At 33.2% G+C, this 11027-nt stretch carries 11 protein-coding genes; 7 read left to right on the forward strand and 4 right to left on the reverse strand.

What is annotated here, in order from left to right; translation table 11 throughout:
* Positions 1–135: 135 nt before the first annotated feature.
* A complete protein-coding gene (locus tag QNJ66_RS23645) occupies positions 136–603 on the reverse strand; it encodes a hypothetical protein (RefSeq protein ID WP_300511105.1) in 468 nt (155 codons plus the stop codon).
* A gap of 239 nt (positions 604–842) precedes the next feature.
* On the opposite strand from QNJ66_RS23645, the gene QNJ66_RS23650 reads away from it, so the two are divergent.
* The 4 genes from QNJ66_RS23650 (at position 843) to QNJ66_RS23665 (ending at position 4418) form a co-directional block, all read left to right on the forward strand.
* The gene (locus QNJ66_RS23650) at positions 843–1394 is read left to right on the forward strand and encodes a Uma2 family endonuclease (RefSeq protein WP_300511106.1); all 552 of its coding nucleotides are present in this window, start codon (positions 843–845) and stop codon (positions 1392–1394) included.
* A 45-nt stretch (positions 1395–1439) separates the two neighbouring features.
* Entirely contained in the window at positions 1440–1580 is a 141-nt protein-coding gene (locus tag QNJ66_RS23655; protein WP_300511107.1) for a hypothetical protein, read from the forward strand.
* A 71-nt stretch (positions 1581–1651) separates the two neighbouring features.
* Positions 1652–3259 carry an aminotransferase class V-fold PLP-dependent enzyme gene (locus tag QNJ66_RS23660; RefSeq protein ID WP_300511108.1) on the forward strand — a complete coding sequence of 536 codons (1608 nt, stop codon included), beginning with the start codon at positions 1652–1654 and terminating at the stop codon, positions 3257–3259.
* A gap of 217 nt (positions 3260–3476) precedes the next feature.
* Entirely contained in the window at positions 3477–4418 is a 942-nt protein-coding gene (locus QNJ66_RS23665) for an NAD(P)H-dependent glycerol-3-phosphate dehydrogenase (RefSeq protein ID WP_300511109.1), read from the forward strand.
* 79 nt (positions 4419–4497) lie between these two features.
* Here the strand turns inward: QNJ66_RS23665 and petL are convergent, their stop codons facing one another.
* Together petL and QNJ66_RS23675 are read right to left on the reverse strand one after the other, a co-directional pair.
* Positions 4498–4599, reverse strand: coding sequence for a cytochrome b6-f complex subunit PetL (gene petL / locus QNJ66_RS23670; RefSeq protein ID WP_300511110.1), 102 nt, complete (start codon positions 4597–4599; stop codon positions 4498–4500).
* Positions 4600–4729: 130 nt separating this feature from the next.
* Positions 4730–6325, reverse strand: a complete 1596-nt coding sequence (locus QNJ66_RS23675) for a hypothetical protein (RefSeq protein ID WP_300511111.1) — start codon at positions 6323–6325, stop codon at positions 4730–4732.
* Positions 6326–6747: 422 nt separating this feature from the next.
* Between QNJ66_RS23675 and QNJ66_RS23680 the strand changes: the two genes are divergently transcribed.
* Together QNJ66_RS23680 and QNJ66_RS23685 are read left to right on the forward strand one after the other, a co-directional pair.
* Positions 6748–7533, forward strand: a complete 786-nt coding sequence (locus tag QNJ66_RS23680; protein WP_300511112.1) for a hypothetical protein — start codon at positions 6748–6750, stop codon at positions 7531–7533.
* Between the two features lie 482 nt (positions 7534–8015).
* The gene (locus tag QNJ66_RS23685; RefSeq protein ID WP_300511114.1) at positions 8016–9362 is read left to right on the forward strand and encodes an AAA-like domain-containing protein; all 1347 of its coding nucleotides are present in this window, start codon (positions 8016–8018) and stop codon (positions 9360–9362) included.
* 156 nt (positions 9363–9518) lie between these two features.
* On the opposite strand, the gene QNJ66_RS23690 is transcribed toward QNJ66_RS23685, so the two are convergent.
* On the reverse strand, positions 9519–9872 hold the full coding sequence (locus QNJ66_RS23690; protein ID WP_300511115.1) for a hypothetical protein: 354 nt from the start codon (positions 9870–9872) through the stop codon (positions 9519–9521).
* Between the two features lie 181 nt (positions 9873–10053).
* Here QNJ66_RS23690 and QNJ66_RS23695 point away from each other — a divergent pair, with 181 nt between their 5' ends.
* On the forward strand, positions 10054–10905 hold the full coding sequence (locus QNJ66_RS23695; RefSeq protein WP_300511116.1) for a hypothetical protein: 852 nt from the start codon (positions 10054–10056) through the stop codon (positions 10903–10905).
* The last annotated feature ends 122 nt before the right edge of the window (positions 10906–11027 follow it).

The raw sequence follows: 11027 nt of genomic DNA on the forward strand, positions 1-11027 counted from the left end.
AGTCAACTAATTGAGCGGCTTTTCATTAATTTTGATTATAGTTTAAATCATTCTTATGTAGGAAAACTTATTAATTTGCCAGAGAATTCTTGGTCAGAAGTGGCATAAATTTCGGAGTAACTTTTTCAGCAAACCCTAATTAATGAAAGGAGAAAGCAAACAGCCAGCAGCGATCAGTTCAGCAGCACAACCGAAGTAGTTTTGAGCAGTGGTTACTGAGAAGCGACTAAAGGATAAAGCATTGCCACTGAGAGTTCCTTCAATGATAGCAGGAAGATTACTGCCATTCTGTGCAAAGTTAGCACTATTAGCGTCTGTGAAAGTAAACAGGGAATTGGTTCCATTGAATAATTCAATGCTGTAGGCAGTAATATCAGCAATGGTAAAGCTACCTCCATCGCCAACTGCATCATCTAAGGTGATGGTTCCCGAAGCAGAGAGTCCATCTCCTAACTCACTATCTCGACTGGTAGGATCTTCAAAAGTTCCCCCAGAATTATTCCAGGAAAAGTCAAAAACGGCAGCCTTTGCGCTTTGAGTTAAGCTTAAGGCCAGTAAGCTACCGAAAGCAACACTAGATAATAAAGTCGTTTTCTTAATCATTAACACTCCTCAGAAAAAGATAATAAGGTTGTTTGGGAAGTAAAATAGCATAAGGGGGGAAAAGTCAAGTATTTTAATCATTTTTAACCAAAATATTCTATTTATAGAGCTAAATGCTTAAGTATCGTAGATTAAACTTAATTTTGCGCTGATGAGTGCATATAGCAACTTTCAACTGATGACATCGAATCATCAGCTAAAATATTATTACTGTAGATTACATAAATAAACTGACAAAAATGGAAGCAATAACAGCTAAATTTTCTGTTGAAGACTATCATAAAATGATAGAATCTGGACTATTGATTTATCGTGACGTTGAGTTAATTAATGGACTTATTTTAGAAATGTCTCCTGAAGGAACAGAACATACTTATATTGGGGAAACTTTGGCTGATTATTTCCGTCGATTAACCCAAGGAATAGCTTGGATTAGAGAAGCAAGACCCATTACCCTTACTCAATCTGAACCTGAACCAGATATTGCTATTGTTCGTCTTCCCCATTCTCTTTATCGTTCCCATCATCCCTACCCTGAAGATATTTATTTGTTAATTGAAATATCTTATTCTACTTTGAAGTTTGATACCTCAGAAAAAAGAAATACTTATGCAGCAGCAAATATTCAAGACTATTGGGTGGTTGATGTTAAGAATAAACAGTTAATTGTCTATCGTTCTCCTGTTAATGGACTATATGAAAATGAAACAAGATTATCTTTAGACAGTCAAGTATCACCTTTAGCTTTTCCTGATATTAATATCACAGTTAATGACATTTTTGGCTATTAATAGTAAGCTAATTTTAAATAAAAACTGCCCTATCAACATTGAAAAATGCTCTACGAAACCGACATCATAAAATGGGTTGAACAACAAGTATCCTTGATAAAAGAAGGACGATCTATGTCTTGGCAAATTACCATCAAAAGAGAAAGAAATAATCTTAAACACTATTTAAGAGATACCACCAGTTGAAAACAGTAAAAAGGTAAGAATGAAAAAACTTCACCCCTACCGGTTAAAATAATTAAGTATTAACCTTTTTTTTGTGTTTAGAAGCCACTAAAATATCACCAACAGTGCATCATATCAAAGCAGACAAAATATCTACAAAACAAAGAATATTAGAATACTTCCAACCAGAGGTAGTTTTGGGTACATCCAACGATCAAGATGGTGAGGTTCAGCAGAAACCTTTTACACGACCTGATATCAGTTCCGATACCCTAGCTCAACAGTTTAAACGAAGCGAACTCCCGGACTATCCTGTAACTGTTGAAGACTACTATAGCCAATTTTATCAAGAGGTGCTACCCTACGCTATTGATACTGGTTCTCCCACCTATATTGGACACATGACATCAGCTTTGCCAAATTTTCTCCACGATATGAGCAAGCTGATTTCACAATTGAATCAAAATCTAGTCAAAATTGAAACATCCAAATCTTTGCTCTTTTTAGAAAGAGAAGCGATCGCTATTTTACATCGTCTTATCTATAACTTTTCAGAGGAATTTTACGAAGAAAATATTCAACAAAAAAATCGTAATTTAGGTATTGTGACAACAGGAGGAACAACTGCTAATATTAGTGCTTTATTATGCGCGCGCAATGCAAGTTTATTAAGTCAAGAGAACTCGAAGGAGTTATTAAAAGAAAGTTTGTACAAAGTTTTAAGTAAAAAGGGCTATGAAGATATTGTTATTATTGGCTCTCGGTTAATGCACTACTCCCTCAATAAAGCTGCTTCAATCTTGGGTTTGGGAACCAATAATATTATTTTTATTGATAACAACAGTCAAGGGAAATTGAACTGTAAGCAGCTTGAAGAAAAAATCCAAGAATGCCGAAAAAATAAGCTATTTATTCTCGCCCTTGTGGGTATTGCTGGCACAACAGAAACGGGTCAAATTGACCCTTTATGGGAACTAGGAGATATTGCCAAGAAATTTAATATTCATTTTCATGTTGACGGTGCTTGGGGTGTTCCCACTATCTTTTCTGAGGAACATAAAAGCAAATTAAAAGGTATCGAAAAAGCTGATTCTATTACTATTTGTGGTCATAAACAATTATATTTACCCCAAGGAATTAGTGTTTGTCTTTTCAAAGATCCTCAACTGTTAAATTATGCTGCAACTACCGCCCGTTATCAAGCGCAGCAAGACACTTATGATCTAGGAAGATTTACTATTGAAGGGTCGCGCTCTGCACTTTCTTTATGTTTACATGGTGCGCTTCATATTATTGGCAAAAAAGGATACGAGATGCTGATTAATAATGGTATAAAAAAAGCTCAATACTTTTCTCGATTAATTAATAGGTTTAAACAATTTGAATTGATTTTACAACCGACATTAAATATAGTAAATTATCGCTATGTTCCCGATAATTTACTAAAAAAATTGCGAGACAGATCCTTGACTAATACTGAAATTCAAAGAATTAACCAACTTAATCAACAAATACAAAAAGAACAATTTAAACAGGGCATAACTTTTGTGTCTAAAACTACCTTGCTCGACCCTAACTATAATCAGCAAATTGTTGTTTTGCGTAGTGTTTTATCTAATCCTAATACTACAGCAAAAGATTTAAAGAGTGTTCTTGAAGATCAACTAAAAATTGCTGATAAAATTCATGGAAGTAACTAATTTTATGAGTTAAAACTTAGAAGCAAAAAGTCAAAACTTAGCAATTAAATCATATAAAGCGGATGCGTTATAAAATTTTAAGTTGTATTCATTCCCATCTAAAATATTAGTATTTTTTAGATAATTTATCGATAAGATGAGGAATTATGCCAGCATTTTGTTAAAATTTAAGTATCCAAAAGACTCTGTTAGTCAATGTACAAATAACAACAAAAACATGAGTAATTCAAAAAAAAACTTAACAATTATTGGCGCAGGATTATGGGGACAAGGATTAGCAAAATTAGCTCAATATAATGAGCAGAATAATGTAAAACTTTGGTCACGAACAAGCAATGAATCTTTAGCTTCAGTTATTCAAGAAGCAGATGTAATTCTCTCTGCTGTCTCTATGAAAGGAATTAGACCAACCATAGAAAAATTAACAGCTTTAACAATTCCTAACCAGACTATTTTTATTACTGCTACCAAAGGATTAGAAAATAAAACCCTTCTTACCCCTTCACAAATCTGGCAAAAAAGCTTTCCTCGCAACCCTGTTGTTGTTTTGTCGGGTCCTAATTTATCAAAAGAAATAGAACAAAAATTACCGGCCGCAACTGTAGTAGCTAGTGAGAATTTAGCCGCTGCTGCTACAGTGCAAGAAATCTTTTCCTCTGAAATTTTTCGGGTTTATTCTAATCATGATCCTATAGGTACAGAATTAGGAGGAACCTTAAAAAATGTTATGGCTATCGCTTCTGGTGTTTGCGATGGACTACAGTTAGGAACTAATGCTAAATCTGCCCTATTAACCCGAGCTTTACCAGAAATGATTCGCATTGGAACCGAATTAGGTGCATCCCCAGAAACCTTTTTTGGACTATCAGGATTAGGTGATTTAATCGCAACTTGCTATAGTCCTTTATCCCGTAATTATCAGGTAGGTTATGGTTTATCAAAAGGAAAAAGTTTAGAACAAATCTTAGCAGAATTAGGCAGTACAGCAGAAGGTATTAATACAACTAATGTGTTGGTACAATTAGCAAAAAAATATAGAATTGCTATCCCGATCTCTCGTCAAGTTTACCGACTGATTAACGGCAAAATAACTCCCCAAGAAGCTGTAAAGGAGTTGATGGCCAGGGATTTAAAAGCAGAGTTTGATGATTTGGAATGAGCAGAAAAAAGGAATAAAAGATAATTAATCTAGAGACTCCCTGCGACGAATCGACAGGGATGCCTATTTATCTCATCCTTTAAATAATCTTGGCAATACGAAGACCAAAATATAATCCAAGGGCGATCGCTGTAAAGGCGACAATATATCCAGCAAAAGCAGCAATAGCAAGTCCTGACATGATTTTTCTATACTCCTATATATTCTAATTCCTTGCTATTCTACCCTGTTATGGTTCTACAGTACATACTATGTAAAAAAATAGTTTAAACTTAAAAAAGGAGAAAAATCTCTTTTCAAAGCGGGGTAGTTCATGGATTATTTTTCTCATAAACCGTCCAACCTGGTAATTCAGAAATCTCAACTTTTTGATTAAATTCAGGAAGATAAGTCATTACATTTTTATTTATTTTATTTGGAAAAGCAACTCTTTGAAATTTAGGAGGTAAATAGGCTTTAAAAGTTTCTTGATTCATCGGCAAGTTGGCATCATTTCTGTCATTGATACCATGAACAAAATGGTAAATTTTACGGTCTGCCATGATTGTTCCTAATGTCTGCCATGGAAAAAAGGTTTCATAGGGATATTTTTTAGCATATAAGAAAGCCGTCTCTGTTGAGTTATTTCTAAAGTTTGTTAAAGTTCTTGCTAAAGTTGGAAAACTAGGCGGTAACTCTGTTATTGTAAAAGCAATTATTGAAATAACAATAAATAGCTTAGCTAATGATGGTATTAAATCAGGTAGTACAAAAATATTTTGCTCACCTATACTAAGTTGTAATAGAGCTAAAGAGGCTGCTATGGATATAAAGTAAAGAGTAAAACTAAAAGCATTGACATCACCTCCAACTTTAGAGAAACCAGCAGAAGATGAAGGAATTAAAAAGATCGCAAGAGCTACTGAGGCAATCCAAGGGTTATTTTTCAACCATTCTCTTATATTTTTAACTGTTTGGATGTCATTTTTAAAATAAAGTGATATAACAAAAATGACCGTAATTATTGGTAATAAGCTAAATTTTAGAAGTTGTCTGGTTGAACCTACCAGAGCAATCAATTTATTTGAGTTATCCCAAGGGTGAGAACCGGGTATGACAATTAAGTTGTGAAACATAGATGCGGGATCAAAAACGAGCAAAAATATTCCCGAAATTATTATAAAAGATGAGATTATACAAAGAAGATACGATAAGAAGTGGCGACGACCATCAGCAAAAAGGATGTAGATTGGTAGAGCAACAATTATCGGTAAAATAACTTGTTTACTCCAGATACTAAGAGTTATACAAATAGCTGATAAAATAAAAAAAACAATTGACTTATAATGATGACGAAAATAAATAAAAACCATTGCTAATCCACCAAAACCTAAAGCAATTCCATCTGCATGAATGCGAAAAGCTGAGTAAGTTAGGCTAGGTGAAGAAAGAACGTAAAAACACCAACCGATGAAAGTAAACAATCCAAGTGAGACATGCTTAATATTTTTTTTGTATGCTATATGAAGTAATAGAACAGGTAAGAAAAATATAATTGCCGTAATTATCGAGCCTAGCAATATGGCATCTGTAGGAGAAACAGTGAGAGTGGTTGGAAGATAAGTTATAGCTGTTACTGGTCCATATAAAGCACTCCAAGCAGGACCGTCTCCGGGGGAGGGATACAGAGGATAAGCCAAAGATAGGGCAAAAGATGGAATTAAACGACCTCCATTAATTGGCCAACTAGGTTGCTGAAAAATCTCCTGAAGTATTAACGATAATAAAAGAATTATTAGTAGAGGTATAACAGAAAAAATTAACTTTTCTGTGCTGTTGGGCAAACTTGATCGTATATATAGCCAAATTCCTAAAGCTATTGCCCCAAAAAATATAAAATAAAATATTAGAACTAATAAAAAAGTCATAAACATCGCTCAAAAACAATAAGCCATTATACATCATAAACCAGTGCAGAGGAAGCAGGAAGAATAGGGGAAATCAAGTAGCCTATCAAAACGATGAAGGACCAAGTAACAAGAGTTGTAAAATCCTCACAGTGAGGGTTTTAGAGATCAACGCTTGACTAAAAAAATCAATTTGGTTTCTTGCTCAAACAGTACATATAGTCTATTGATTTTAGAAGTTCAAAGGCAGGAGCATCGGTCAAAATTTGAGAACAAAATTTTCGTACTATTTTAGTAAAAATCAAGAAATGATTGATATTGCCCAAATTCTTGTTAAATAGTATATTTGTAAATAGACAATAGAACAATTAAAGAAGCGTCACAAATATTAACCTATATTGTCTAAAAACTGCAAAACTAGAATTAGAAATTGAGAGTCAATTATGAGAAAGAGTTACGGTTATTATTGGTACTTCGGTTTTAGTGGTGGGTTAGGATTTTTAATTTTAGTCGCTTTCTTTTTATTAAAATGGTTACAAATTCCTGCCGGTAATTTTATTGATTGGGTAATTGGTGTTCTTAGTTTTTGGTGGTTACTGGCCATTATTACTATTCCTTGGAATGTTTACTTCGATGCCAAAGAAGTTGCCTCAGAAATAGCCACTTCTTTGGAGAAAGGGATTGTTGTAGACCATAAAAAGTTAGAGTATGTTACTGCTGTTAGTAAATGGGCTTTTTTCGTAGCGATCGCCCTTCACTTATTGTCTGCTTTGGGACTTTATGAATTAGCTGCTTTGGGAATTAGTTCTGTTGGATATATTAGTTCTTTTGCGACATTATTATTAACAGGATTACGACCTGCGGTTCGGGGGTATCAGTATTTAGCCTATCGTTTAAGCAGCATAAGACAAGAGATTAAATATCCCCGTGAAGACATTATAGAGTTAAGAAGTCGCTTTGCTAAATTAGAACAAGAAGTTAACTCACTACAAAGTAAATTAAATATCAGCAATCCTAATTCTTGGATTAATAAACAAGAAAAAAACTGGGATATAACTCGCCAAGAAGTTATTACTATTGGAGCGCAATTAGATAAATTGGAAGCAAAAAATGCCTTAGAACATCAAGAAATTGCCAGAGAAGCAAGAAAAGCTATTTCTCAATTAACTGAAGATAGCAACTTTCTACATCAAGTTAGAGAAATCATTCGTTTCATTAAAACAGCATAAACTAATAAATGAAGAGAATTTAAACCTAAATTTTGGGCTAAATTTTAACTTTTGATCTTTGCCCTTTTAGTTTGCCCGAAATATCGCGGTAAGTATTCAGATATTAGATATCAGCTTAAAAGTAATCTTAATAAGCACTATTTAATCTTGAGAGACTGTAGAAAATTAAACGAATGATTACGACTTTCATTTCCTAGCTAAACCCTGGGGACTGAATGGTTATATAGTACACCCTTTTGTAGAGACGTTCCATGCAACGTCTCTACGGGGTTTAGATGGAATAGATAAAAGGGGTTTAATAAGTGGATTTGGTATTACACTTAAAAACTATAAAATGGAGAAGACAAATACTCCATAGTTCGCTAAACTTTAAGGGTAAAATATAGCGGTAGAACTAGGGGTTAACAAAGTTTATCTACATATAAAGCTAGTTTGACTCCTGACTTCTGCTATGGCACTCGCTTTTAATAATATTGATAATTATGATAGAAAACAATGACAAAAAACAAAAAAGACGACGTGGAGTTATTCTCACAGAAATAGGTTTAGAAAAACTACAAAACGCAAAACTTGAAGCTGAATATAAGGAAAATCAAGGAAAACGCTACACTTTAGAGGATTTAAGTGAAAAAATTGGCCTAGCGATGGATACCCTCATGAAAGTGTTCGCTGGTGAGTCAAAAGTAGATAAACAAACCCTAAAATATTGTTTTAAAGCGTTTGAATTAAGGTTATGTGATGAGGACTTTTTTTATCCCCAGATATCTTCTATTGACTACAGTTCATTAACTTTATCTCCCGAACCAGAATTACCAGAAGGACAAGTTCCCCTTGACTCTCAATTCTATCTTGAGCGATCGCCTATAGAAACAGAGTGTTATAAAGCTATTTTACAACCTGGAGCATTAATTCGACTCAAAGCACCTAGACGTATGGGGAAAAGTTCTCTACTAGCAAGAATCATTGAACATGGAAGTCAAAATAATTGTGCTGCTGTTTCTTTAAGTTTTCAATTAGCAGATACATGGTTATTTCAAGACTTAGATAAATTTTTACGATGGTTCTGTGCTAATATTAGTTTAAGTTTAAACATTGAGAATAAAGTTGTTGATTATTGGGACGATTTATTTGGAAGTAAAATTAGTTGTAAAATCTATTTTGAAGAGTATATTTTATCCACTTTAAAAACTCCCTTAGTATTAGGATTAGATGATGTTGATCGTTTGTTTCAATATCCTGATTTAGCGGATAATTTTTTTGGTTTATTACGAGCTTGGCACGAAGAAGGAAAAAATAAGGATATATGGAAAAAATTACGTTTGATTGTGGTTCATTCTGCTGAAGTTTACATTCCACTAAATCTTAACCAATCTCCCTTTAATGTGGGAATTCCTATTACTTTGCCCATGTTTACACCTCAACAAGTTCAAGATTTAGCAAAAATATACAAGATAAATTGGTCGCTAAAGCAAGGGCAAAAATTAATGGATTTAGTAGGAGGTAATCCTTATTTATTAAAATTAGCTTTGTATCATATTTCTGTTGAAAAAGTAACCCTAGATGAGCTTCTACTTGCCTATAATAATGCTATTTCTAACATTTATCTTGACCATCTACAAAGACAATTATGGGCTGTAAAACAACAAAATACTGAGTTGTTAAAGGCTTTAGAAAAAGTTGTTCTTGCCTCTCAACCCATTGAACTAGATTTGGTAGAATCTATCAAGTTACAAAGTTTAGGATTAGTTCATTTTCAAGGTCATAAAGTTATCATTAGTTGCCGTTTATATCAACAATATTTTCAACAACATTTTCAGGGACTAGCATAAATTATAACCAGTCCCCAAACCTTAAATATAACCGTGATAAAACTAAACTGTAAACGATGGCAAAAAGGACAATACCATTGAGTATAGTTGCAACACTATAATGAGAGTTTTCGTGGTTGCAATGAGCAGTTGGAGAGATCACTGCTCATTTACCGACTATCGAGACATCATTGGTAATTGAAAGCGCATTTCTAAGGGTGTTCCGTCTCCTGGTGGAGGATAAATGCGAATATTTGTCTTAGGAGCAAATTCTTTCAAATATTTAGCCAAAGAAGACATATACTTTAATACATCCCAATTATGTCGTCTAGTTTCACAAATAATTACTAAAGTCAAAGCTGTGCCACAAGTTGTAACATACCATCCACCACGGGATAAGACTTGTTGGGTCAGATGATCGCAAGTTGCGTAAAAATGACGAGTTACAGCTTGATCTAAGTTGCGTTGTAAGGAATCATTAACGGGGGTGCGAGGGGGCAAGTCCTCGGGACGACAATAAAAATTATTCATTAAATTAAGGAATTATTATTGGATTTCTTTTCTATTAATTTAATTATCATAAATAAGCATTTAAGTCAAGAAAAATTATTACATCTACATCATAATTTTATCTGTTAACATAAGTAAAAACTAAGTCAACAAGCAACTGATATTCAACTGTATTAGAATCTAAAGTAGGAATAGATTAAAAATGACATCAGACAATGATTGGCAACAATTGAAAGATAAGCTTGCACTGTGGAATGAAAAATGTGCCTTTTTAGAAAAAGAACGAATGATTGTATCTTCTTCCGATATGAAATTTGAGTTAGATCAAAGAATCAAAGAATGCTATACAAAAATTTATGAAATCAAGAACATTATTAACAATCTAGCATTTCCTACTAAATCGCAAAATTGGTTTGCACTCTGGGAAAAATGGGAAGAAAAACTTTATTTTTTTATGAAAGAACGAATGATTGTATCTTCTCCTGACAAGAAATTTGAGTTAAATCAAAGAATCAAAGAATGTTATACAAATATTAATGAAATTAAGGAGATGATTAACGATGTAAAATTCCCTCCTAACATTAACGAGGTAACATTTCCTCCTAACTGGAAAAATACATACGCCTTACCTCCAGAAAATTGTAAAAATCAAAGCGAATTATTTAGATATTTAGATTTTGTGATTCCAAATTTAAGAGAAAATCATGGCTTTCTAGATATCAAACAAAATATTGCTAATGAAGATAAAAAATTTAATTTTGTAGCTAGAAAACAAAGTTTTGATATGTCAATTAGGTTTGCTCATTGTAGAGGAGAAGCTTTTTTCATTTTTGCTGAATTTTATCAACTAAACATTGATTCTTTACGAGAGTTCAGTATTCAATGTTTAAAGTATGCTCAAGAAAAAACAGAATTACATACACTACTGTTACAACGTTTTTATGATTTTAGACCTCCTATAAGTATTTGTTTTTCTATTGCTTTGGTTGATGAATTGGATGAAAATACAAGAGAAAAAATCTTGACTACAAATACACTAAGAGACTGTTTGTAAAAAGAAAATGAAAAGACTTTTTTAAAAAATCATCCCTAATAAACCTATGAGAAGTTTATTAGTTTTTAAGAATGGAGGAAAATTAATAGTGGGGAAGCCAGGTCAGAAATTTGGCTAGTAAC

This window comes from Crocosphaera sp., assembly GCF_030064895.1.
GTDB lineage: Bacteria > Cyanobacteriota > Cyanobacteriia > Cyanobacteriales > Microcystaceae > Crocosphaera.

Coding starts and splice junctions, on each gene's coding strand:
- QNJ66_RS23645 (WP_300511105.1), bottom strand. CDS start 603: ATGATTAAGAAAACGACTTTATTATCTAGTGTTGCTTTCGGTAGCTTA.
- QNJ66_RS23650 (WP_300511106.1), top strand. CDS start 843: ATGGAAGCAATAACAGCTAAATTTTCTGTTGAAGACTATCATAAAATG.
- QNJ66_RS23655 (WP_300511107.1), top strand. CDS start 1,440: ATGCTCTACGAAACCGACATCATAAAATGGGTTGAACAACAAGTATCC.
- QNJ66_RS23665 (WP_300511109.1), top strand. CDS start 3,477: ATGAGTAATTCAAAAAAAAACTTAACAATTATTGGCGCAGGATTATGG.
- petL (WP_300511110.1), bottom strand. CDS start 4,599: ATGTCAGGACTTGCTATTGCTGCTTTTGCTGGATATATTGTCGCCTTT.
- QNJ66_RS23675 (WP_300511111.1), bottom strand. CDS start 6,325: ATGACTTTTTTATTAGTTCTAATATTTTATTTTATATTTTTTGGGGCA.
- QNJ66_RS23680 (WP_300511112.1), top strand. CDS start 6,748: ATGAGAAAGAGTTACGGTTATTATTGGTACTTCGGTTTTAGTGGTGGG.
- QNJ66_RS23685 (WP_300511114.1), top strand. CDS start 8,016: ATGATAGAAAACAATGACAAAAAACAAAAAAGACGACGTGGAGTTATT.
- QNJ66_RS23690 (WP_300511115.1), bottom strand. CDS start 9,872: ATGAATAATTTTTATTGTCGTCCCGAGGACTTGCCCCCTCGCACCCCC.
- QNJ66_RS23695 (WP_300511116.1), top strand. CDS start 10,054: ATGACATCAGACAATGATTGGCAACAATTGAAAGATAAGCTTGCACTG.